We start from the raw sequence: 22,695 nt of genomic DNA, 5'->3' as shown, positions 1-22,695 counted from the left end.
CTTTCAATCCAGCATGGGCCAATGGCCTGCCTGGCGTGTCATCGACAGAGCAGCAGTACAGCGCAATCTTTGCGATCGGTGTGGACCGCGGCCGTCCGCATCCTGCTTCTCACCGCTGCCTGGCGACCCTATGGAGGTTCAGCATGCGCACCATGAAAGCAGCAGTCTTTCTCCGCCCTGGAAAAATAGAATTGGCGGACAAGCCGATTCCGGTAGCCGGCCCGGGCGAGGCCGTGATTCGGATCACCACCACCACGATCTGCGGAACGGACATCCATATCCTTGCCGGCGAGTACCCGGTCAAGGAGGGATTGACCATTGGCCATGAACCTGTCGGCGTCGTCGCCGAACTCGGGGCGGGCGTCACGGGCTATGCCGTCGGCCAACGGGTTGTGGTCGGAGCCATCACGCCATGCGGGCAATGCAACCCGTGCCTCGATGGCCACCAGGCCCAGTGCGGAGGCAAGGCGGCAGGCGGCTGGCGCTTCGGTAACACCATCGACGGTGCGCAAGCCGAATATCTGCTCGTGCCCCAGGCAATGGCAAACCTGGAAGCGATCCCGGACGGGCTCAGCGATGAACAGGTGCTGATGTGTCCGGACATCATGAGTACCGGATTCGGCGGAGCGGAGCGGGGTGGCATCCGCATCGGCGATGCCGTCGTGATTTTTGCCCAGGGTCCGATCGGCTTGTGCGCGACCGCCGGCGCCAAACTCAGGGGGGCGAGCCTGATCATCGTGGTCGATAGCGTGGAAGCGCGCCTGGCGGTATCGAAAAAGCTCGGAGCCGATGTCGTCATCGACCATACCAGGGTCGACCCGCTGACGGAGATCATGCGCCTGACCGGCGGCCGCGGTGTGGACGTTGCCATCGAGGCGCTCGGTACGCAGCAAACCTTCGAGAGCTGCCTGCGCGCACTCAAACCGGGCGGTACGCTGTCCAGCCTCGGTGTCTATTCCGGCAAACTTTCGCTGCCGCTCGACGCCTTCGCCGCCGGCCTGGGAGACCACCGTATCGTCACCACCCTCTGCCCTGGCGGCAAGGAGCGAATGCGCCGGCTGATGAATGTGGTGGCTTCCGGGCGGGTCGACCTGGAGCCGCTGGTCACGCACCGGTTCAAGCTGGACCGGATCGAGGAAGCCTACGACCTGTTCGCACACCAGCGTGACGGGGTTCTGAAAGTCGCGATCACGATGTAAGCCCAACCGGGCGGACGCATGAGCATATTCGACAAAGGCAGCAATGAGCATACGAAACCTGAACTACTTGTTTGCCCCGCGATCGGTCGCCGTCATCGGCGCCTCCGACAAGGAGCACAGCGTTGGCGCAACCGTGCTGCGCAACCTGATCGAGGGCGGCTTCGAGGGCACGATCTATCCGATCAACCCGAAGCACACGATGCTGGCCGGCCGCACCGCTTACCCGAGCGTCGCGATGCTGCGCACGGCACCCGACCTGGCCGTCATTTGCACTCCCCCGGCCACGGTGCCGGGCATCATTGCCCAACTCGGCGCGGCCGGAACACGCGCCGCCATCGTGCTCACGGCCGGCCTCGGCGCCCTGCACGACACGTCGGGACGTACGCTCAGGCAGGCAGTCCTGGATGAAGCTAGGCCTTACCTGTTGCGTTTGCTGGGACCGAACTGCGTCGGCTTGCTGGTCCCGGGCATCGGTCTGAATGCGAGCTTCGCGCACACGGGAGCATTGCCGGGAAAAATCGCTTTCGTATCGCAGTCGGGCGCGCTGGTGACCGGTGTGCTCGATTGGGCCAGCTCGCGCGGCATTGGCTTCAGCAAGTTCATATCGCTGGGCGACAGCGCCGATGTCGATTTCGGCGATGTCGTCGATTACCTCGCGGGCGATCCGGATACCGGCGCCATCCTGATCTACATGGAAGACCTGAAGCATGCGCGCAAGTTCATGTCGGCTGCGCGCGCCGCCGCCCGCAGCAAACCGACGATCATCCTCAAGGCCGGGCGCGCACCCGAGGGCGCGAAGGCTGCCGCTTCGCATACCGGCGCCCTGGCAGGAGCCGACGACGTGTACGACGCGGCGATCAGGCGCGCCGGCATGTTGCGGGTCTTGTCGACGGAAGACCTGTTCGACGCGGTGGAAACCCTGGCGCATGTGCGTCCGTCCGGCGGCGAACGCCTGGCGATCCAGACGAACGGAGGCGGCCCCGGGGTCATGGCGACCGATGAGCTCGTATGCAGCGGCGGCACGCTGGGCGTGCTGGCTGCGTCCACGCTGGCCCGCCTCGACGAGTGCCTGCCCCGTACATGGTCGCATGCGAATCCGGTCGATATCATCGGCGACGCTCCCGCGAGCCGGTATGTCGATGCGCTCGGGGCCCTGCTGCAGGACACCGGTTCCGACGCGGTCCTCCTCATCCATGCGCCAACGGCGATCGTCTCCAGCGCCGAGATCGCCAGGGCACTGGTTCCGTTGGCGCGCGCGACGCCGCGCAACATCCTCGCATGCTGGCTGGGCGGCGACGCCGTAGCGCAGGCGCGCGCCATGTTCTCCGATGCGGGCATCCCGTGCTTCGATACCCCGGAAGACGCGGTACATGCTTTTATGCAGATCGTCCATTACCGCCGCAACCAGGATTTGCTGATGCAGGTGCCGCCTGCGGTGCCGGGCGATATTGCCGCCGACCGGACAAAGGCGCAGGCGCTTGCGCGCGGTGCGCTGGCCGGCGGTCGCCAGATGCTGTCGGAGCCGGAAGCGAAGGAGGTACTGGCGGCATATGGCATTCCGGTGGTGCAGACGCGGATCGCACGCAGCGTCGACGCGGCGGTGGCGAGCGCGCAGGACATCGGCTTCCCGGTCGCGGTCAAGATACTGTCCCCGGACATCAACCACAAGTCGGATGTGGGCGGCGTCGCGCTCGACCTGGAGACCCCGGCGGCCGTGCGCACCGCTGCGCAAGCGATGCACCAGCGCCTGTCGAGCTTGCAGCCGGAGGCGCGGCTGCAGGGTTTTTCGGTTCAGGCCATGGTGCGGCGTCCGCAGGCGCATGAATTGATCGTGGGCGTCACAACCGATCCGGTGTTCGGGCCGGTCATCCTGTTCGGACAGGGCGGCGTCGCGGTGGAAGTGACTGCCGACCACGCGGTCGGCCTGCCGCCCCTGAACATGGTGCTTGCGCGCGACATGGTCTCGCGAACGCGCATATCGAAGCTGCTGGCGGGATATCGCAACCGCCCGAAAGCCGATATCGATGCGATCTGCCATACCCTGATCCAAGTGGCCCAGCTCGTCATCGATATTCCCGAGATCGCAGAACTCGACATCAACCCGCTGCTGGCCGACGGCCAGGGGGTGATTGCGCTCGATGCCCGCGTGCGGGTGGCGGTATCGGAGCCTGGCGCCGATCCATTCGGACGCCTCGCCATCCTGCCGTATCCCCAGCAACTCGAAGAACGGATCAAGTGGAATGGGACGGATGTGACGTTGCGCCCGATCCGGCCGGAGGACGGCGCCGCGCATGTGGCGTTTTTCCATGCGCTCACACCAGAGGACGTGCGCTGCCGCATGTTCATCCACGTGCGCGACATGCAGCCATCGCAGCTGGCCCGTTTCACGCAGATCGACTATGACCGCGAAATGGCGTTCGTGGCGACCCGCCTGAGCCCGCAGGGCGAGCCGGAAACGCTGGCCGTGGCGCGCGTGGTGGCCGATCCCGACAATGCGAGGGCCGAATTCGCCATCGTCGTGCGCTCCGACCTGAAACGGCAGGGGCTGGGGGAAATATTGATGAACAAGCTGATCGGCTATTGCCGCGGCCGGGGCACCGGCGAGATCGTCGGAGAAACCGCGGCACAGAATCGGCCCCTGCTGGCATTGGCACGCAAACTCGGCTTTGAAACGGTACCGCTGCCTGGCGAGGGCGCGGTAGGACTTCGCCTCGTGCCGGGCTCGCGACCATCGACCGGGCAGGTGCCTAGCGTTGACTGATTTCCACGGGAACCGATGCAACGATCGCGGAAGGGTGGAAGGTCACGGCGACCGGGTCGCTCGCGGGAAACGTGCACGCGAGCGCATCGTCAAGGGCCGACTCGTCGGTTTGGGAAGGGCTCCCCACTTGGTCTACCAGGAGAAACAGGGTACGCATGACGCCTCCATCACCACCACACGTTGCGCCGGTTTCCAAAGCAAGTCAATGCACCGATGGCTACTGAATCGGCCACCACGTCAACAAGCCGTTCGATCATCCCTGGAGAAATCAATGCTGCTTCAAACCCCAGTCCGGCCCGCTAGCGCCTTGCCTCGAACGTCCACGGAACACAGTGTGCCGCTGTTCTGGCCCTTGGTCGCGGCCACGATGTTTGGCAACGAGATGCTCGCTGACATGCAACGTGCCCTCGACTATGTCGCGGCTGTCGGCTTGATCGAGCACCCGGCGCCCCCCGAATGGGCATCGCCCAACCGGATCCGCCTCGACATCGACACCATGCGCCTGCGGGAATTTTCCGCAGGCGGTCCCGGCATCGTGCCGGTGCTGATCATTGCGCCATTTGCCGGGCACAGCTCGACGATTGCCGACTACGAAAGAGAGCACAGCCTGGTGGAAACCATGCTCACTTACGGCGCCGGTCACCTCCTGGTGACGGACTGGAAGCCCGCAACGGCGCAGATGCGCGACTTCGACATCGATACCTATCTGGCCAGCCTGGACGTAGCCATTGACGAGCTCGGCGGTACGGTGCACCTGGTCGGGCTGTGCCAGGGCGGATGGCTGGGCGCGATGTACGCAGCGCGCTTTCCCGGGAAGGTGCGGAGCCTGGTGCTGGCGGGCGCACCGATCGACACCGACGCGGGCGATGGCCCGATCAGGCAACTGGCCCATAGCCTGCCGCTGAGCACCTTCCGGAACATGGTCGAGATCGGCAATGGCCTGATGCCGGGCAGCTTCATGCTGGCAGGCTGGAAGAACATGCATCCTGTCGAGCAGTATGCAAACAAGTACCTCGCGCTGTACCAGAACATCGAGGACACGAATTATGTCCGGCGCACGGCGAAATTTGAAAGCTGGTACGAAAACGCGAACGACCTGCCCGGAGCCTATTACCTGCAAGTGATCGAGCAGCTGTTCAAGGAGAACCGTTTTGCCAGGGGCGAGTTCGTCGGCATGGAGCGCCGCCTCGCGCTCGCCGATATCAAGGTGCCTCTGTTCCTGCTGGCCGGCGAGCAGGACGATATCACGACGCCGGAACAGGTATTTCGCGCGGCAGCGCTAGTCGGTACGCCGCCGGGGAAAATCGTCCAGAAGCTTGTGCCGGGTGGCCATATCGGCTTGTTCATGGGCACACAGACCCTGCGCATCGTATGGCCTGGCGTGACGGACTGGATCCTGAAGAACCCGTAAGAAGGTCGCTCCTGCGACAGGCGCGGTTGCACTGCGGGAGGCTGGCGGCGCAAACCGGAAGCCGCCCTCTGTTGCAACACTTGCCGGGATTCCATACACGTAAATACTTTTCCCAGTTCGTCCCGTGCGGCTAAAAATCAGCGCATAGTAGTCTTGTTCGCACGGTCCCTTCGAGATCCTGCATTCGAGCAGCGAGTTGCTGCCTCTTCCCTGGTACGCCAGGAATCCCCCCAGTTGTACTGACAGTGAGCGTACTCCGTACGGCTCAACTGAAAGGTAGCTCATGTTTCCATTTACTCAATCCGTCAATCCGGCCCTGCGTTCGCACCTCGACTCGCAGTTCGCCTTTTTCAACGATTTTTCGCAGTCGCTGTCGGCCTCGTTTCAAAGTGTATGCCAGGCAAATTTCAAGCTCGGCCAGGACATGTTGGAGGAGTCCCTCGGCGTTGGCCGGCGCATGCTGGCGAGCGGGCAGAGCAGCGCCCTCGCCGGCACGATCCTGCCTGATACCAAATCGGCTACGGAACATATGCACGCCTACCAGCAGCATATTTCCCGTATTGCGGCAGGATCGCAGGTGGATCTCGCACGCGTCACCCAGCAGCATGGCCGTGAAACGTCGCGTACGGCCCAGGCACTGGCGGACGAGGTGACGCGTGTCTCCGCGGAACAGGTCGAAGCCAATGCACGCCAGAAAGAGGAATTCATGAAGAATTTCCGTGAACCGTTTCAACAAGATGGGACGCAAGGGGGCAGCAAGGATAGCGCCCGAGCCGACGGAAGTCCACACAGTACGGCTGACATCGCGGCCGCCAGCATGCAATCGGAGGGCCGGGCCGAACGCGCCTCATCCCAGGGCAATATGCAGGGCCAGGCAGCACAGCCGGCGCCGCAACCAGGCAAAAAAAATTCCGGCACGCCGGCCTGATACGACGTAACCGGTAGTGCCGCGTCATAGCGAGACGAGGCATTCCGGCAGGGGCAGCAGTGTCTGCTGCCATTCCATCCGTTCCGCGTCTGTCCTGCCATCGATGCAAGGGCCGGCGCTTTCGTTGTTTGTCACTACGGACCGGCTTGATCACAGGGACTCCTCGTGAAAGCGAACCCCAGGGCCATGCTAGCAAGTGCAAAGTCTCCAATGAAGTAGGATGGGCGTGTCGACTAGGTCCGCTTTGGGTCGTAAGCAGACCTGTTCGCAACGTCACGACCAGGTTGCAGCTCTCAACAGCTGGCTTGACGAAACTTCAGCGTAGTTTGCCCGCAGTATCCGGGGCGGCATCGTAGTCAAACGAGCCTATTTCGGCGGTAATTGCTTCCCAAAATTCCGCGCGTTCTACCGAGCTAGAAGGAAGGTATGCGTACGCGATCAGCGAGAGAGGATGCACACCGATTACCGTTGCAATTTCCTCAATTTTTGTAATCGTCGGCGCTTTGATCCCGCGTTCTAAGCTGCTGAGATAGGTTCTGCTCGACACGACTGAGAAGTCTTCCTGGGTCAATTTCCGACTCTTCCGTGCTCTCTGCAACCCGATTCCGAACCGTTTGAGCAACACCACAAGTACCTCCGCACAAAAGGTACGATGTACTCACGGCGAACACTATAGGGCTACAATCTATAGTGTTCATTTTCTAATTTTGAGGAAGCAGATGATTACTACCTACGCGGCAGATGAGGCGATGATGTTCTCCATTGGCCCTGGATTTTCGACCTGGCGTACTGCAACCCTCACTTTGGGAATGTTGTATGTTTTCGTCAACTACGGCCAGAAGGAGGGGCGCAGCTGGATTTACCAGACGTCGATCCTTTGGGATAGCCGGGATGTACTCGATTTTTGCTTACGTTTCAAAAATAACCAAACTGCAAAAATTGTTGATATCTCCCTACTAGAACCTTTTCGAAGGGACAAGGTCTCTACCTGGCGTTGGACAAAAGTTCGGGAAATTCGCGCATACGAAGAGGATTCTGTAGAGCATCCTGTCTACATCACCGACGCTGGTGAAACAGTAGGGCTAACTCCAGAAGAGGCAAAGCAAAAAATGAAGCTGATATACAAGGCCCGACGTATTGGCCCTAAAGCGCCGTGAACCGCGAAATCGAGTCGCGGTTCACGGCGGACTATTGTAGCGTCCGCTAACGACCCATTGCGGACGTCTGTTACTTGTTAGCTCTCCGGTCTAAGACTTGGCCAAGAGGAGTGTCCGGGGACTTACGCCAGTATCGAGGTTCCGTATTCCGGACAAGATTTTCAACAGCAGCCAGGGCGTCGTTGTCCTCAACGCCAACTGCTGTCGCGAGAACGTGATCCTGCTTGTGCCGCTCTGCGCGGTTTGCTCGCGCTTTAGCTAACGGGATGCCTTTGCGTGACGCCTTGCTGTTTTCACCGTACGTGTTGCGACGGTCTTTCTCGTAGCTGAGACGCTTTTTCTCTTGAGGAGTTTTCGGTTGCACTGCCATGCATATCTCCCTTTCAAATCCATAGCTGAAGGTCCGCTCTTGGCCGTTCTCGGCCACTCGACTAGGCTTAACGTTTCCTATTGGAAAGAATCGTCGACGGGATTCGATCCAAATTAGCCCCTGCGGCTCGGTCTCGATCTCTCAAACTTAATGGAGATAGTCACTGAATAGTCAACCTTTTGACCACGTGTTTCCGCATTCGAGACAGGTAAGTTTTATTTTGTTAGCGCCGATACCACCAGCAAGTAAGCCAATGCCACCGGTCAGTACGGCACCGATGGCGGCTTTTCCAACACCAAACCCCTGTTTGCTAAAGGTAGTCTTAGTGGAACGGCATTTTGGGCAGGCCGGCTGATTTGCGTTCTCTGTCAGTATGTGGATAGAAGGCACCGCCGAGGAATTCGACCGTCGCGCTTGTAGGGGAAGTGCGACTGCCGGCGGCATTGCGACCTGGGGAATAGAACCTACTGCCGAGGTGTTTTGCGTAATGGTTAGAAGGAACGCGCTCATCAATTCAGCTCTTTCGTCATCGGCAATTCCCTTCAGATATTCGTCAACCTCCGCCCCAGTCATCCCGCTGTTTTCACGGATGTATTTCTTAAACTGCAAGCTTTGGATGACGGACAGCCTATGCGTAACAGCTGTGGATGGTGCCGGTACCGGCATTGGCGCCTTGACGGCTATAAGCGTAGGGGCAACCTTCGTCGTACGCTCAATGTCTTGAAGGTTTTCAACTGTCCACGTTGCCATCGGCTCGGCCGTAACGCGTGCAAACCTTTCATAGCAATCTCGACAGATTGCGCCGCCTCGAATATGAAAGCGTTGTGATGCACTAGCAGCGCAGCTTATGCACTGAAAATAGAACGAGTTAGTCTGTTGCATTTTTAATGTTAAGAACGCCTTAAGTGGTCATTCAGGGATTACCGTAACGCTAAATTCTGGCGCGCCTCAGGCTACTAGCCCACTACTCGTTAGTAGCCGCAGTATCGGCGAACGTCCGCATCAAGCTGCTCGACATGTCGTCGATGGGCGTATGTATCCTCTCGCGGCGCATTCATGAAAGCTTTTCGAGCTGCGTCGCATGCTTCCTCCGCATAGACTGCACGTATGAGGTCGGGATTTCTTTCCGGTCGATACGCGAAAATACCGATGACAAATAGTATCAGCAGAACAATTATGACTAACAGAGATTTTAGGAGCATCAATTTTCAGTAGATCTTTAAGATGTAGTGACTGCTTGGATGAGATATTCGTTACGTTGTCCTCATGTCCGGGAAAGTCGACGCTCGAACTCATCTTCAATTACTCTCCTCTACGCTGTCTGTCGGTACCAGTCCCTGGATTCATCGGAAAACGGTTGTTGTGGAATCGCGCGCCAAGGTCCGCTCTTGGCCGAAAGCGGTCCTATTCTAGCGTCCGCTATCGACCCGAAGCGGACCTTGCATGAGCGCTTACGGGATGGTCGGTTCAGGTAGGCCAGTGATCTTCAATCGGGCGAAAGTTCAGGGCGTACTTTTCCTCATCAACGTAGGCGACATAAATCTTAACGTCTAACTGACTACGCCAGACTTCATGGAAAATTTTGTCCACAAAATTTGAATCGGAGATTGCATTTGCTCCAATAAAAATTTCCTTTATGCACTCTTTAGGTATATTAAAGAGGTGAACATCATTCGGGTTATTTTGATCAAACCGTTCTTGATTAGCGCCAAAGGTCCTGAAAATCCTGACCTCTTCTTCGTAGGCCCACTCAAGCGATTTAAAGCAGAGCAACCTGTCGTAAAAGTCTTCACTTCCTGCCTTGATTGCAGAACGCCTTGAAGTGTAGATAACGTTGTGTGGCTTTGTTGCCTCACCAAGCCCATTCCGCTCGTAGAACCATGGGTGGGAATCGTCCAATCCCAGCACATACCCTTTATGGGACTCACCGTAGTGTGCCCACATCAAGAGACTGTCATTCGTACGAGATAGGGAGAGCACGCCCTGCGCTCGGTTGATACGATCGGCCAGCTCTCGGCCGACAGCTTGAGGCGACGTCATCATCCTTGCATTCTGTCGAAGCTCTTCCTTTATCTCTTCGAGTTCCGCCCTTTCTTCCTCTGTCTCCGGTATGAACTGCTCTGCGTCTTTCAACATCTGGGCTTCCCAATCCTGAAACGCGTTCGACTGCACAAGCAACGCTGACTCAAAGGGGTCGTTCAGCTCACAAGGTTGAGTAAACCGAATTTTCAAGTTCTGGAGAACGTCGATGCGCGCAGAGCTAAGATATTTGTAGAGCACGTAGGCCATCCTAAAGTAGTAACCCTTGGAAGTGTACCGCGACGGTGCGTGCCCAGAAAGAGCTTGGTAGGACGCTAATAAATCGGTGCTCAATAAATACTTCCAACAACACCGTTAGGAGTACCCGGTGGACCAGCTTCCAACCTCACTCAGCGGCCTCACCCAGCGCGGCAAAGTGAAGGTGCTGCGCACCAAAGCCGACGCTGCTGCCTTTTCAGAGCTGTAACTCCCCTGGCAGGACCCTACGTGACAAGGTCCGCTCTTGGCCGAGAGCATACGTCCAGAATGGCTCAGTGTACGGTGTTGCTGTAAGGACAAACAAAGGGTTTTGTTAGGCGCTCTAACGCCCATTGGGATATCCCCAAATCCGGCACAGCCGCTGCATCTCGTCGCGGAGCGCATTTTTCGCATCCAGCGCCTGATTGTATGCATTGCTGATCTGTCGACTTCCATACGGACCGATTTGCTCCCACAACCCGTTTACACTTCCGCGTATCGGGAGCAAATAGCCCTTGGCTTCTATAACCAAAGTCGTTTTCTCAGTGAAAACGGCCAAGTCGATCTGTCGGCCGGCCGCGTGAAAATTGGCAAATACGTAGGCCCACCCATCGCTCTTGGCCAAGTTTTCGTAGACGGCGCGAAGGCAGTCGTGCTCAGGCTTATTCTGCAGGAGTTCGCCTATGAAAAGTCGAATTGGATTTGCGCTGCTTAAGCTTTCAGTCATTTCTCCGCTCCTGGCACCCATCATCGCCAAAGCTACATATAAGTTTCCCGAAGCCGACACTGGTCGGCCTCACTTTCTCTACCTGGGATTCGACTTTTCGGAAGAATCGCGGTCAATTAGAGGCAGGGGAGCATCCAACTTCGCCTTTAACATTCCATGCTTATAGGCGTTGTATTGCCACCTAACAAACTGCTCAAGGAGGCGGTCGTTCTCTTCCTTTAAACGACTATTCTCGCCTTCCAGCCGCCGAATCCTCTGTGCAGCGATATCTAAACTGGCCGGCCTCTTAGATGGGATGAGGCCCGTTTTCAGATGCGCCTTACGACTTAGGTAGGCATTTTTGATCCTCTTATGGGTGTTAAGCGTTTGTCGTGTTGGACGTGAACCGACAAATTTCGCGGCCTCATCACACAGCATCTCCCAGGTCAGCTTTCCTTCCCATGCATCAAGGAGTCGAATGAGAGCGTCGATATCCTTTGGCGTCAAATGTTTCGCCACGTCTATAACCCCGCCAGCAGCAAACGGATTTCTCCGATATCTGGCTCAGGCGGCTGCTCCAGCGCTGGCTCCGATGACAGCGCCGCAATCGCCCGTTTTAGCGGACTGTGCTCTTGATCATTGCTGAGCCAGATAACCGTGCCGTCCGGTGTTTGTGGCGATTCCAGCAAGTCAATAAGTGCGTCCGCCCGCTCCAGCGTCTTATGTTGATGTTGCGTCCACCGATCCGCGCCGTATAGGCCATCGGCCGATGCCGCCTTAGCCTTCTCAAGCTGCAGACGAATACCATCGCGCTGCAGTTTCAACCGCTCCAACTTTCCGGGATCGCCCTTTACGCAGACCTGTTCAGTACAGTTCAAACAGTCGCGATATCGCTGGCACGGTACCATCGAATAATCGTGGACACAGAATCCGAACTCGGTGACGTGCGCAATCCCTTCGCCGACAGCCTTCAGATCGTCGAACGTGACCGGTGCATTGACCTTGATTTTGGCGGCCAGCCCATTACCGATACCCGTTTCTCTGGCAGCAGCAACATACTCATCATCTGCCATGTGGTTGTACACGGCGTTCTGGTGAACGTTCGCTCTGCCAGACCATTTTGCGATATCTAACTGTCCAAGGTCTCCGCGCTGGGCCGCAGTGTTCAGGAAGTGGCGGATCTGGTGCGAAGTCAGGCGGATATCCGATCCATCGAGATTTTTATAACCATAGCGTTGCCAGATGCTTTTTTTGTTCCGCCCAACAACTACCTTAAGGTCATCCGTAAATACATTGTTATCAGGCACCCAAAGCATCACCGGACTTGTATTGAGATCGGGACGAAGCTCGTGCATGCGGAAGCAGCAAAGCGCATCCGAGTACTTAATGCCTAAGTCCTTCCTCAGCCACGGCCATCCTTGTGGAAGCTGGCTACGGCAATATTCATTTAGAAAAGCTAATGTCAACGGCCTGCCCGCTGCACGAAGTGCATGGTAGGGCTCGTATTTCATAAAGAAAACCCCGACTGAGCCTCCGTTCTTCGAACTCAACCCGAGCGCTTGCTCAACCTGCTTTAGCGTAAGTGGTTCGTCCTCATCAACATCTGGACAACCCTCATGTCGATAGAATTTCCGCGGATTATCTTCGTAATATTTTGCCAGCAACCGACCAGGCTCAGAAAGGACCGCCAGGCGCCGCACTGCCTCTTGAGCAATATCCTGAAAAATAGTGGGTATCCATTTAATATCTGTTCCAAATCCTTTGCCAGCCCACCACCGCAGACCTACTTGCTCGACACCCTTACTGTCCTTTTCAAAATGCAGACAGTTGACGGGCAAAAGCTGGGCCTCGGAGATTCGCGATGGCGCACACATCAGAAGCGCGAAAATGGAAGTCGTGAACCGATCTCGAGGAAACTTCAGGTCGTTCACAAACATTTCTGCCATATACTCGAGACAATGGTCTGGTGGAAGCTTCTCCGCTCTCTTTCTTTTTCCGTCGGAGTCTGTTCTATCCAACTCCTTGGGTTTGGAGAACGGGGCTTTCCAGGTAATGCGTTTGGCAATGATCCCACTCTCGCTCAGAAATTCGATTAACTTAACGAGCTGTATTCCGGCTTGATAGGCCGTTGCCTTGTATTCCTTCGCGACGTCGGCGGCGACATCTAGTACTTGTGTGCTAACCAGTGTGATATCGGCTCGGCCACAGGCATGTAGAAGTGCTTTCTCGATGCAGCGAAGTGCTTTTAGCTCATTCTTCAGCTTCGTCGGGTTATGCCCTTGCTGATATCTAAGGTATGCCTTTGCAAAAGGTATTATTTCTCCGTCAAGGAGATCCTTTCGCTTATAACTTCGCGAATTAACACCAATCTTGGTGAAGTTCGCCACCCCAGGCCAATTGTCGGCGTCCCAATCGAGGTCTGCGCCGAACACCGTCAATCGCTCGCGACACATCGCTACGAACTCCGCAAGATTCTCGCGGCAGTCGTACTCGTGTTTCGGTGTGAACAGCAAAATTTCAGCCATGTGCAACCCCTTCTTTCTTGCCTTGGCAACGCAAGATCACATCGCTGACAGCAAGTATCAATCGGTCATTTACTGAAGCGACCTTGAGGTCGCCAGTCAGATCGCGAATCCGATCACGTTCTTGAAGCAGGTTATGGAGAATGGTTTCGTGCGGGCCGTCTAGCCATGGCTGGAAGTGATTGCAGGTGTAGCAGGCTATGGGCGCCAGTGCGCCACAAAAGCCGTAACTTCCACAGGTTCCCAGGTTTTGAACGCCGTTTGAAATGCGGCTATTGGGGTCGGTGCCTCGTCGTGCATCACCTTCAGTCTTGACTATGACACCTTGGAACGCTTGTGCAATTGGAGCGAGTTGATACGCGACAGCCTTGTCGATGCGTTCCACGATTTCGGGGAGATTTTTCACATATACGCCTGTATGCTGCGTGTCGGTGTGATCCAACGCTTCTGCGATAACATACTCGCCCTTTCCTTCGCGCCCGAGGTTAGTGCCTAAGGTGTACCGGAATCGGTACGGATTCATGTGTATCGGTGAACCAGTCCTCTCGCTGATTACTGATATGACTTTGGCGACGTGCTCCATCGTTCTTGCGAGCGTCTCGGTCTTCATATGCAACTTATCGCTGTCGAGCAGGGTAGCAACATCTTCAATATCTTCCAACGATGCGTACTCTGCGAACAGCGGCAATCTTCCACGCAGATCGGGCGTAATATGTGTGAGTCTGTTGAATTCTCGATACACAGCCTCTGCCTGCTGCTGTAGCAGCAACCAAAGATCCTCCACGATTGGGACTTGTTTAAACGACTTTCGCCATCCGCCGTTTTTGCGTTGCTTGGCTCTGGGTACGTATAGGAAGTACTTGTCAGACTGAGGTCGCAGATCGCAAATCTTAAGCGCAGTAATCTGAATAGGTCGACGCCCCGTCATCATCACGGTCATTGCAAGCGCGATGTCAGGCAGCGACAATCGACCACCCTCGTAGGCTTCGATAGCGGCGGTTAGCACCGCATCCATTTCAATGTCGGTCAAAGGGCCGCGTTCTGGACACATAGAGCGAATGGGGTTTCCTCGCTCTCCCCCTGAAAGTTTCCATCCTTCGAAAAGCCGAATTGTTTCTGGCGGAACACCGTTGTAACCTAACGAATACCATTTTCTGAGGAACGTGCGGAGACTGGCCAAGCGCGGCTCACCTTTCTTATCCAAGAACGCACGGTAGGAAATTAGCGACTCAACGCTGAACTGCTTTGCACGCCCCACAAACCGAAGGTAACAAAAAAATTCCCGATGAAGAACCCAGACGTAATGTGGCGAGTTCCCTTTTGCAAAGAAGGCAAGAACTTCCAGATGCGATTGATGCAGGCATTCGCTTAGATATTCCGCTGCATTACTAACTGGCACACTTACGTCCTTGCTTAGCACCCAGACAGGGGTGTCAAACTGGACCTCATACCCATCGCGCGCGTAAAAGCGCTTCGCAGCAGTTACCTGCAAAGACGATACGCTACCGGTCATTAGCATTGCCTAGTTTTTTACCTAACGTCTTGCGCTGAAGCTCCAGCATAGATTCGGCCGCCTCTTTCTTGATGTGCCTTCGGTTGTATATCGCCGCCGTACCAGAGTTCGGCTCCCAGCCCATCAAATAGGACCTCAGCTTTTCCTCTCTCGCGGCAGGCAAGCCTTTCTCAGCACTGAGGCTCGAGAATGAATAGTTCCAGTGATGGCGAAGTTTGTGTGCATGAATCGCGCCTGCGATTCCTTTGATGCTCTCGATGACTTCGCCAAAACCAGAGTTCGAGAGGGGTGCCCCTTGGAATGGCCCGTGCGCGTGCGTAACAAAAAGATAGCCGTGCCGCTTGGCGGCGGCAAATCTATTGCGATACTGCGCTACGTATTCGTAGATTCGATTTGCGAGTTCAGCATCTAGCGGGAATTGGCGTTCGCGTGTCTTCGCGACTGGCTGATACGAACGGGAATCGTGTTTGGAGTCTGGCCGCCTAACGACTTTCAAAACGTTCGTCGCGAAATTGATGTCGTCTACCTTCAGATTCAGTAGCTCTCCGCGGCGCAGGCCTGTTGCACGAAGAATGGCGAACATGGCAGCATTCCGGAACTGAACCGTGTGATCAATAAATGGATTCCCTTCAGCTCCAGGTTTTAGTCTGGCCTCGAGCGCGTCCAAGGCGGCATCGTCGAGATGTTTCTCGTCCCGCTCGCCGTCCATTGTTTTTGTTATCTGATTAGGGCGATTGGCTTTGATCTGGGCCACCATTTTGTTGATCCGCTGTTCGATCTGCTCAGACGACGGATTTAGTCGTCTGGCGAGGAACCCCAGGTATTCTGCTGCCACAGACATACGCGCATACTGGCTACTCGCGCTCACTACCCTCCTCTTTTGAGCAAGAGGAACTACCTTCCGATCCACCTTGTTACCGAGCCGCTCTTGCAGGAAGTCTCTGAGTGAGTGCACTTCGTTTGCCTCCAGAAGATCTCCTGCAGAAAACCTCTGCTCGAGATTCATGGCGCGGGAGTCCTGCCAAGCGTAAAGGCATTTGATCGCGTTGAGCGCGTTCTGAATTGTGTTCAGGGCCTTTGCCCCGCCACGGAGGATTACCGTTATCCAAAGCGTGGGATAGAACAGAGGCATGCCGGCCTCGTCGACCAAGATGGCATGCCGCTCCCCGTCACTACTCCTGATCCTTCGAATTGACAGGGCCATACTGACTCCAAATCTTTACGTTTCTACATGGTAAAAGACTTGTGAAGCAGACACAACAATTTTTTACACTGCTCAGAAAGCAAAAAACCCCCGCAGCGCGGGGGTCTCAGGATAATACTTTACACTCTAGTCTCAGGTATTCCTCAGAACGGGATGTCGTCGTCCATGTCCGAGAAATTCGGTGCCGGACGCTGCGGCTGCGGACGGGCTGCCGGCGCCGGTGGTGCCTGGCGCGGTGCCGGGCGCTGCGGTGCTTCGTAGCCGCCGCCGTCATCCATGCCCATGTCGTTGCCGCCGCCCATACCCTGGCGGCCGCCCAGCATCTGCATGTTCTCGGCGATGATGTCGGTTGCGTAGCGCTCGATGCCGTCCTTGTCCGTGTACTTGCGGGTCTGCAGGCGGCCTTCGACGTAGACCGACGAACCCTTCTTCAGATACTGGCCGACGATCTCGGCGAGGCGGCCGAAGAACGAGATGCGGTGCCATTCGGTCAGCTCTTTTTGCTCGCCGGTGTTGCGGTCCTTCGACTTGAACGAGGTGGCCACCGCGATGTTGGCGATCGCGTCGCCGCTCGGCATGTAGCGGATTTCCGGATCGCGGCCCAGGTTGCCGACGATGATGACCTTGTTGACTGATGCCATGGTATGACTCCTTCAGGGTGTGTGAGCCCTGGCTCTGCACTTGACTAAGCGCCAGGGAACTGTGGTGATTCAGCACGCTATTATGAGGCTGAGCGGCGTAGGAGAAAAGCATTTTTCGGTGGACCGAAAAGCACGTTTTCGCTGCCTTAAATGGAGGCAGTTCGCGAAAATTCCAGCCGACAGAGGCGCCCCTTGGGCGCTGTTGCGGATTTATTTTCGGATCCTGAACAGTTTGTCATTGAACGGCGCGCGATGCTGCCCACATAGGAGGACCGGGAAGTCCCGTGCATGCTCCCGCAGCATGACAGGCTGGCATCGCTGGTACACAAACCACTGGACAAATGTACAGCCGGAACAAAAACGCGTTAAACTAGCAGATTCCCCCCGATTGGCCCGCTCACCGCGACAGTATCGTGCGCGGCCCCGCACAAACTTATTGAAAGCCTGCCAAAATTTAATGGAAGAAATTCGAATTCGTGGTGCCCGCACTCACAATCTCAAGAATATCAACCTTGACCTGCCGCGCAACAAACTGATCGTCATTACCGGCCTGTCGGGCTCGGGTAAATCCTCGCTCGCCTTCGACACCCTGTATGCCGAAGGCCAGCGCCGTTACGTCGAATCGCTGTCGGCCTATGCGCGCCAGTTCCTGCAACTGATGGAAAAGCCGGATGTCGACCTGATCGAAGGCCTGTCGCCGGCGATCTCGATCGAGCAGAAGGCGACCTCGCACAACCCGCGCTCGACGGTGGGCACCGTCACCGAAATCCACGATTACCTGCGCCTGCTGTACGCCCGCGTCGGCACCCCGTATTGCCCGGACCACCCGCACGAGCCGCTGGCCGCGCAGACCGTGTCGCAGATGGTCGATGCCGTGCTGGCCATGCCGGAAGGCACGAAACTGATGATCCTGGCGCCGGTCGTGGCCGGCCGCAAAGGGGAACATTCCGACCTCTTCGCCGGCATGCAGGCCCAGGGTTTCGTGCGTTTCCGTATCCAGAGCGGCGTCAATCCAGCCAAGATCTATGAGATCGACGACCTGCCGAAACTGAAAAAGACGGAAAAGCACACGATCGATGTGGTCATCGACCGGGTCAAAGTCAATCCGGAGATCAAGCAGCGCGTGGCCGAGAGCTTCGAGACGGCGCTGCGCCTGGCCGACGGCCGCGCCGTCGCCTACGAGATGGACACCGAGCAGGCAACCGTGTTCTCGAACAAGTTTGCGTGCAACGTCTGCGGCTATTCGCTGCAGGAACTCGAGCCGCGCCTGTTCTCGTTCAACAACCCGATGGGCGCCTGCTCCCAGTGCGACGGCCTCGGCCACATCGAGTTCTTCGACCCGAAGCGCATCGTTGCCTTCCCGAACCTGTCGCTGGCCTCCGGCGCCGTCAAAGGCTGGGACCGCCGCAACCAGTTCTATTTCCAGATGCTGTCGAACCTGGCGACCCACTACGAGTTCGACCTGGACAAACCCTTCGACCAGTTGCCGAAGGATGCCCAGGACGCCGTCCTGTTCGGTTCCGGCAAGACCGCGATCCCGTTCACCTATGTGAACGAGCGCGGCCGCACCGTGATCCGCGAGCACACCTTCGAAGGGGTCGTCAACAACCTGCAGCGCCGCTACCGCGAAACCGATTCGATGGCGGTGAAGGAAGAGCTGTCGAAATTCATCAACGAAAAGAAGTGCCCGTCCTGTGAAGGCGCGCGCCTGCGCACCGAGGCGCGTTTCGTCAAGATCGGCCAGGGCGCCCAGCAGCGCGCCATTTATGAAGTGTCGGACAAGCCGCTGCGCGACACGCTGGAATTTTTCGAGACCCTGGAACTGACGGGCGCCAAGAAGGACATCGCCGAGCGCGTGATCAAGGAAATCATCGCGCGTTTGAAATTCCTGAACAACGTCGGCCTCGACTACCTGTCGCTCGACCGCAGCGCCGACACCCTGTCCGGCGGCGAAGCCCAGCGGATTCGCCTGGCCTCGCAGATCGGCTCGGGCCTGACCGGCGTCATGTACGTGCTCGACGAGCCCTCGATCGGCCTGCACCAGCGCGACAACGACCGCCTGATCGGCACGCTCAAACATTTGCGCGACATCGGCAACAGTGTGCTGGTGGTCGAGCACGACGAAGACGCGATCCGCACCGCCGACTACATCGTCGACATGGGTCCGGGCGCGGGCGTGCACGGCGGCCAGATCATCGCCGAAGGCACGCTCGAGCAGATCATGAACAACGAGCATTCGGTGACCGCGCAATACCTGGACGGCCGCCGCAAGATCCACGTGCCGAAGAAGCGCACCCCGGCCAACCCGGAGCGCCAGCTGTTGATCACGAATGCGACCGGCAACAACCTGAAGGGCGAGACATTGAGGCTGCCGGTCGGCCTGATGACCTGCGTGACGGGCGTTTCCGGTTCCGGCAAATCGACGCTGATCAACGACACGCTGTATCCGGCCCTGTCGCGCCACCTGTACGGCTCGCAGACGGAACCGGCGCCGCACGACGCGATCTACGGCCTGGAACACTTCGACAAGGTGATCTCGGTCGACCAGGCGCCGATCGGCCGCACCCCGCGCTCGAACCCGGCAACCTATACCGGCCTGTTCACGCCGATCCGCGACCTGTTCGCCACCGTGCCGACCGCCAAGGAACGCGGCTACAGCGCCGGACGCTTCTCGTTCAACGTCAAGGGCGGGCGCTGCGAAGCCTGCCAGGGCGACGGCGTCATCAAGGTCGAGATGCACTTCCTGCCGGACGTGTACGTGCCCTGCGACGTCTGCCACGGCAAGCGCTACAACCGCGAGACGCTCGAGGTGCACTACAAGGGCAAGAGCATCACCGAAGTGCTGGAGATGACGGTCGAAGACGCGCACGAGTTCTTCAAGCCGGTGCCGGTGATCGCGCGCAAATTGCAGACCCTGCTCGACGTCGGCCTCGGCTACATCAAGCTGGGCCAGAGCGCCACCACCCTGTCGGGCGGCGAGGCGCAGCGCGTGAAACTGTCGCTGGAACTGTCCAAGCGCGATACCGGGCGCACCCTGTACATCCTGGACGAGCCGACCACCGGCCTGCACTTTGCCGACATCGACTTGCTGCTGAAGGTGATCCACCGCCTGCGCGACCAGGGCAATACGCTGGCCATCATCGAGCACAACCTGGACGTGATCAAGACCGCGGACTGGATCGTCGACCTCGGCCCCGAAGGCGGCGCCGGCGGCGGCAGGATCGTCGCGACCGGCACCCCGGAAGAGGTGGCGGACAATCCGGCCAGCGTGACGGGCAAGTACCTGAAACCGCTGCTGAACCAGTAAGCGCGTTGCAGCATGAGGAAAGGCAGAGCCGAGGCTCTGCCTTTTTTACGCGCTTGTCGTGGCGTTGGCGCGGCATTGCGGTGCGCGGCCTTACTCGCGCGGCATTGCTCCGGCCGCCGCACGGATGAAAGTGCGCATGCGCTGGTCCACCATTCCCGGCCCTTTCAGTTCCGGTTCATTCTCCAGCGCCTGGCGAATTTTTTGCTGGGTCACGGGATTATTCCCTGCAAACGAGCGGAAAAGGTCGAACCACTCGTGCGCCAGCGCATGTGCTTCGGCGGAATCGGGCGCGCAGCCGGCATCCATCGCCGTGCGCACCCGCGCAACCAGCGGCGGCCACTCGGCATCGCGCTTGCCGAGGTTGGCGCGCATGAAGGCGAGCTCGTCCTCGTTGAGGTATTTCGCGTAAGCGGTCAACTGGATCTCCTTCGATGCCGCCAGCACGAATGCCATCACCGCCGGCGTAATGCCGGTACGTTCCTGCACGGCGGGCTCTTGCGTGTGCATCGTGTTCAGTTTCGCGAACAGGATCGGGTTGGCGCCGGTATCGCGCGCCACCATGGCCATCCAGCGCTGCGCCAGCGCCCTGGCCTGCGCAGCGGCGGGTAGAACGCCGGCATCGATCAGCTGGCGTACCTCGCCTACCAGCGCCTTCCATTCCGCCTCGACCTCCGCGGCCTGGGTGTACAGCGGCAGTTGCCGCAACTCGTCCTGCGAAAAGTATTTGTCGTACATCGTCATCTGCTCCAAAGTAGTCAACCAGTCGGCCGGATCCGGCTCCTGCCCGCTCGCCAACTGGCCGTGCAGGCGCTGCAGGCGGCTGCGCAGCATGCTCGCTCCATCGATCTGCCGGCTCAGCATCTCGATCTGGTGTGCGATCATGCCGGCGAGCGGCAGGTGCGGTTCGGTGAGAGTCGCCCCGATATCGGCCAGCGGCATCCCGAGTTGGCGCAGCACCAGGATGCGGTGCAGGCGGGCGATGTCAGCCTCGTTATAAAGCCGGTAGCCGGCATCGGAACGCGCCGAAGGAGAGAGCAATCCGATTGCGTCGTAATGGTGCAGCGCCCGGACCGTCAGTCCGGTGCGTTTCGCCAGTTCGCCAATTTTCAGCAGCATTCCTGATGTCCTCTCTTTTGAGCGCAGGAACAGGTTGAGGCCTGACGCTGCGTCAGGGTCAAGCCCTACGTTTGAATACCTTATATTAATACTCCAAGGAAATCGCAGGCACAGCCGCCAGGTACAGGGAAGGAATACACCATGCGCATACTCATCATCGGCAACTCGGGCTCGGGCAAATCGCACCGGGCCAAGGCACTGGCCGCACGGCACGATCTGGTCCACCTTGACCTGGACACCCTCGTGTGGGAACCGGGCAAGATCGCCGTGCCACGCGCGCCGGACCTGGTGCGGGCAGACCTGCTGGCCTTCGTCAGCGGCCATGCTGCCTGGGTGGCCGAAGGCTGCTACGGCGACCTGGCGGAGCGCGCGCTGCCCTGCTGCTCCGAGCTGGTATTCATGAATCCCGGCCTCGGCGTCTGTCTCGAAAACAACCGCCGGCGCCCCTGGGAAGCGCACAAGTACGCGTCAATGGAAGCCCAGCAGGAAAAACTGCCCTTCCTGCTGGGATGGGTGGAAGGGTATTACACACGGGAAGACGCGATGTCGTATGCCTGCCACCGGCGCCTGTTCGACGAGTTTATGGGCGCCAAGACCGAGGTGGTGGTGCAGGCGTGAGCGCAGTACTCCGCTCGCTCGACGGCTGCAGCGGTCCTCGGCCCCGTCCACGGCCCTGCCGGGGTGAACGCTCCCCCGGCCAGGGCCGGCGCCCGGGCCGATGCAGTCCGTCACGCGGGCGCTGCGCGCGACACCTTAACGGCTACGCTCGGCGTCCGCGTCCCTGCGCTTGCCTTCGCCGCTCGAGGTCGTGCCATGCGTGGCGCTGCTTCCCATGGTCGAGCCAGCCTTGCCGGCAGAGGCGCTGGCCAGGGCCTGGCGCAAGCTGGCCGCTTGCGGGTTGCTGATCTTTCCGGCCAGGACATCGCGTGCGGCTACCTGGCGTCCGTAATAGCCCGCGGTTTCGTCTTCGTCGTAATCGACGTCGGCCACGCTCAGTGCCGCGCCGCCGAACAAGCCCTCGGTGTCGGCCCATGCCGTGATATTGCCCCAGCCGGCAGCGCCCGCGCCTTTTTTCGACCAGTCCACCAGGGTCAGGCCGGCATCGGCATTCAAGGAAAACTTGTTGTTCTGCGAGAAGCTGTTGAGTGCCTTCTGATCATTGAGCACGAAAGCAATCGCCCCTCCTTCCGCACCGGCTTGCGGGCCAATGCTAACGCCGCCGTAGTTGTAGAAAGCCGGGTTGCTCCAGGTGTCGCCCTGGCGTACGAGCAGCACGCCCGCGCCGCCGCGTGCGCCGATACCGAGGGCGGCATTGCCGTAATCGGGCACCACGAACACCCCTTTCGAACGCTGCAGCAGGGCCCGCATGTCGGGGTTTTGCTGCATCCGGTGCACGACCTGGACCGCCTTGTTGACGTGCTCGATGCCTTTTTTCATTTCCTTGGCCTGGCGCGCCGTGCCGGGCGTGCCCGCCTCTTTCGCCGCCCCAACCTGCGCGCCGGCAATGCCGGCCGTTCCGGCCAGCAGTACGGCAACAGAAGTCGCAACGAGCTGTTTCATGGTCGGTTTCATGACTCGTCCCT

The 22,695-nt window shown here is 58.5% G+C and carries 19 protein-coding genes; 7 read left to right on the top strand and 12 right to left on the bottom strand.

The genetic code is table 11. The features are described from left to right. Window positions 1–143 precede the first annotated feature (143 nt). From ACFPAH_RS08840 to ACFPAH_RS08825, 4 genes are all read left to right on the top strand, one after another. Entirely contained in the window at window positions 144–1,199 is a 1,056-nt protein-coding gene (locus ACFPAH_RS08840; RefSeq protein ID WP_379743795.1) for an NAD(P)-dependent alcohol dehydrogenase, read from the top strand. A gap of 43 nt (window positions 1,200–1,242) precedes the next feature. After that, window positions 1,243–3,960 carry a GNAT family N-acetyltransferase gene (locus ACFPAH_RS08835; protein WP_379743792.1) on the top strand — a complete coding sequence of 906 codons (2,718 nt, stop codon included), beginning with the start codon at window positions 1,243–1,245 and terminating at the stop codon, window positions 3,958–3,960. A 334-nt stretch (window positions 3,961–4,294) separates the two neighbouring features. Continuing rightward, a complete protein-coding gene (locus tag ACFPAH_RS08830) occupies window positions 4,295–5,371 on the top strand; it encodes an alpha/beta fold hydrolase (protein WP_379743789.1) in 1,077 nt (358 codons plus the stop codon). A gap of 283 nt (window positions 5,372–5,654) precedes the next feature. Continuing rightward, the gene (locus tag ACFPAH_RS08825; protein ID WP_379743786.1) at window positions 5,655–6,299 is read left to right on the top strand and encodes a phasin family protein; all 645 of its coding nucleotides are present in this window, start codon (window positions 5,655–5,657) and stop codon (window positions 6,297–6,299) included. 316 nt (window positions 6,300–6,615) lie between these two features. Here ACFPAH_RS08825 and ACFPAH_RS08820 read toward each other — a convergent pair whose 3' ends face one another. After that, entirely contained in the window at window positions 6,616–6,924 is a 309-nt protein-coding gene (locus ACFPAH_RS08820; RefSeq protein WP_379743967.1) for a helix-turn-helix domain-containing protein, read from the bottom strand. Between the two features lie 94 nt (window positions 6,925–7,018). On the opposite strand from ACFPAH_RS08820, the gene ACFPAH_RS08815 reads away from it, so the two are divergent. Continuing rightward, the gene (locus ACFPAH_RS08815) at window positions 7,019–7,456 is read left to right on the top strand and encodes a hypothetical protein (RefSeq protein WP_379743783.1); all 438 of its coding nucleotides are present in this window, start codon (window positions 7,019–7,021) and stop codon (window positions 7,454–7,456) included. A 70-nt stretch (window positions 7,457–7,526) separates the two neighbouring features. Here ACFPAH_RS08815 and ACFPAH_RS08810 read toward each other — a convergent pair whose 3' ends face one another. The 9 genes from ACFPAH_RS08810 to ssb form a co-directional block, all read right to left on the bottom strand. Next, window positions 7,527–7,826, bottom strand: a complete 300-nt coding sequence (locus ACFPAH_RS08810) for a hypothetical protein (protein WP_379743780.1) — start codon at window positions 7,824–7,826, stop codon at window positions 7,527–7,529. Window positions 7,827–7,997: 171 nt separating this feature from the next. Further along, window positions 7,998–8,576, bottom strand: coding sequence for a hypothetical protein (locus tag ACFPAH_RS08805; protein ID WP_379743777.1), 579 nt, complete (start codon window positions 8,574–8,576; stop codon window positions 7,998–8,000). A gap of 717 nt (window positions 8,577–9,293) precedes the next feature. Further along, window positions 9,294–10,106, bottom strand: coding sequence for a DUF2971 domain-containing protein (locus ACFPAH_RS08800; RefSeq protein WP_379743774.1), 813 nt, complete (start codon window positions 10,104–10,106; stop codon window positions 9,294–9,296). Between the two features lie 340 nt (window positions 10,107–10,446). Then, window positions 10,447–10,830 (bottom strand): nuclease-related domain-containing protein, encoded by a 384-nt coding sequence (locus tag ACFPAH_RS08795; protein WP_379743771.1) that lies wholly within the window; start codon window positions 10,828–10,830, stop codon window positions 10,447–10,449. Window positions 10,831–10,908: 78 nt separating this feature from the next. Further along, the gene (locus ACFPAH_RS08790; protein WP_379743768.1) at window positions 10,909–11,328 is read right to left on the bottom strand and encodes a hypothetical protein; all 420 of its coding nucleotides are present in this window, start codon (window positions 11,326–11,328) and stop codon (window positions 10,909–10,911) included. Window positions 11,329–11,330: 2 nt separating this feature from the next. Next, a complete protein-coding gene (locus ACFPAH_RS08785; RefSeq protein WP_379743765.1) occupies window positions 11,331–13,334 on the bottom strand; it encodes an integrase in 2,004 nt (667 codons plus the stop codon). After that, window positions 13,327–14,844: a site-specific integrase gene (locus ACFPAH_RS08780; protein ID WP_379743762.1), complete on the bottom strand. Its 1,518-nt coding sequence runs from the start codon at window positions 14,842–14,844 to the stop codon at window positions 13,327–13,329. The genes ACFPAH_RS08785 and ACFPAH_RS08780 overlap by 8 nt, the downstream gene beginning before the upstream one ends. Beyond that, the gene (locus tag ACFPAH_RS08775) at window positions 14,834–15,976 is read right to left on the bottom strand and encodes a tyrosine-type recombinase/integrase (protein WP_379743759.1); all 1,143 of its coding nucleotides are present in this window, start codon (window positions 15,974–15,976) and stop codon (window positions 14,834–14,836) included. The genes ACFPAH_RS08780 and ACFPAH_RS08775 overlap by 11 nt, the downstream gene beginning before the upstream one ends. A 215-nt stretch (window positions 15,977–16,191) precedes the next feature. Then, window positions 16,192–16,689 carry a single-stranded DNA-binding protein gene (ssb, locus tag ACFPAH_RS08770; RefSeq protein ID WP_379743757.1) on the bottom strand — a complete coding sequence of 166 codons (498 nt, stop codon included), beginning with the start codon at window positions 16,687–16,689 and terminating at the stop codon, window positions 16,192–16,194. 457 nt (window positions 16,690–17,146) lie between these two features. Between ssb and uvrA the strand changes: the two genes are divergently transcribed. Further along, window positions 17,147–19,996: an excinuclease ABC subunit UvrA gene (gene uvrA / locus ACFPAH_RS08765; protein WP_379743754.1), complete on the top strand. Its 2,850-nt coding sequence runs from the start codon at window positions 17,147–17,149 to the stop codon at window positions 19,994–19,996. Between the two features lie 90 nt (window positions 19,997–20,086). Here uvrA and ACFPAH_RS08760 read toward each other — a convergent pair whose 3' ends face one another. Next, window positions 20,087–21,112, bottom strand: a complete 1,026-nt coding sequence (locus tag ACFPAH_RS08760; RefSeq protein ID WP_379743750.1) for a MerR family transcriptional regulator — start codon at window positions 21,110–21,112, stop codon at window positions 20,087–20,089. Between the two features lie 141 nt (window positions 21,113–21,253). Here ACFPAH_RS08760 and ACFPAH_RS08755 point away from each other — a divergent pair, with 141 nt between their 5' ends. Next, window positions 21,254–21,730, top strand: a complete 477-nt coding sequence (locus tag ACFPAH_RS08755; protein ID WP_379743747.1) for a hypothetical protein — start codon at window positions 21,254–21,256, stop codon at window positions 21,728–21,730. 135 nt (window positions 21,731–21,865) lie between these two features. On the opposite strand, the gene ACFPAH_RS08750 is transcribed toward ACFPAH_RS08755, so the two are convergent. Then, the gene (locus tag ACFPAH_RS08750; RefSeq protein ID WP_379743744.1) at window positions 21,866–22,672 is read right to left on the bottom strand and encodes a lipid-binding SYLF domain-containing protein; all 807 of its coding nucleotides are present in this window, start codon (window positions 22,670–22,672) and stop codon (window positions 21,866–21,868) included. Window positions 22,673–22,695: the final 23 nt, after the last annotated feature.

The sequence above is a fragment of the Massilia sp. GCM10023247 genome, from assembly GCF_042653325.1.
In the GTDB taxonomy this organism is placed as follows: domain Bacteria; phylum Pseudomonadota; class Gammaproteobacteria; order Burkholderiales; family Burkholderiaceae_D; genus Telluria.
Note: the sequence above shows the minus strand (reverse complement) of the source record. Positions and strands in the feature narration are given on the sequence as shown.

Bases quoted from the DNA above. Each gene is read 5' to 3' on its own strand.
- ACFPAH_RS08785 (WP_379743765.1), bottom strand. From the start codon at position 13,334: ATGGCTGAAATTTTGCTGTTCACACCGAAACACGAGTACGACTGCCGC.
- ACFPAH_RS08840 (WP_379743795.1), top strand. From the start codon at position 144: ATGCGCACCATGAAAGCAGCAGTCTTTCTCCGCCCTGGAAAAATAGAA.
- ACFPAH_RS08775 (WP_379743759.1), bottom strand. From the start codon at position 15,976: ATGCCTCTGTTCTATCCCACGCTTTGGATAACGGTAATCCTCCGTGGC.
- ACFPAH_RS08810 (WP_379743780.1), bottom strand. From the start codon at position 7,826: ATGGCAGTGCAACCGAAAACTCCTCAAGAGAAAAAGCGTCTCAGCTAC.
- ACFPAH_RS08755 (WP_379743747.1), top strand. From the start codon at position 21,254: ATGCGCATACTCATCATCGGCAACTCGGGCTCGGGCAAATCGCACCGG.
- ACFPAH_RS08795 (WP_379743771.1), bottom strand. From the start codon at position 10,830: ATGACTGAAAGCTTAAGCAGCGCAAATCCAATTCGACTTTTCATAGGC.
- ACFPAH_RS08780 (WP_379743762.1), bottom strand. From the start codon at position 14,844: ATGACCGGTAGCGTATCGTCTTTGCAGGTAACTGCTGCGAAGCGCTTT.
- ACFPAH_RS08750 (WP_379743744.1), bottom strand. From the start codon at position 22,672: ATGAAACAGCTCGTTGCGACTTCTGTTGCCGTACTGCTGGCCGGAACG.
- ACFPAH_RS08805 (WP_379743777.1), bottom strand. From the start codon at position 8,576: ATGGCAACGTGGACAGTTGAAAACCTTCAAGACATTGAGCGTACGACG.
- ACFPAH_RS08835 (WP_379743792.1), top strand. From the start codon at position 1,243: ATGAGCATACGAAACCTGAACTACTTGTTTGCCCCGCGATCGGTCGCC.
- ACFPAH_RS08760 (WP_379743750.1), bottom strand. From the start codon at position 21,112: ATGCTGCTGAAAATTGGCGAACTGGCGAAACGCACCGGACTGACGGTC.
- ssb (WP_379743757.1), bottom strand. From the start codon at position 16,689: ATGGCATCAGTCAACAAGGTCATCATCGTCGGCAACCTGGGCCGCGAT.
- ACFPAH_RS08815 (WP_379743783.1), top strand. From the start codon at position 7,019: ATGATTACTACCTACGCGGCAGATGAGGCGATGATGTTCTCCATTGGC.
- uvrA (WP_379743754.1), top strand. From the start codon at position 17,147: ATGGAAGAAATTCGAATTCGTGGTGCCCGCACTCACAATCTCAAGAAT.
- ACFPAH_RS08825 (WP_379743786.1), top strand. From the start codon at position 5,655: ATGTTTCCATTTACTCAATCCGTCAATCCGGCCCTGCGTTCGCACCTC.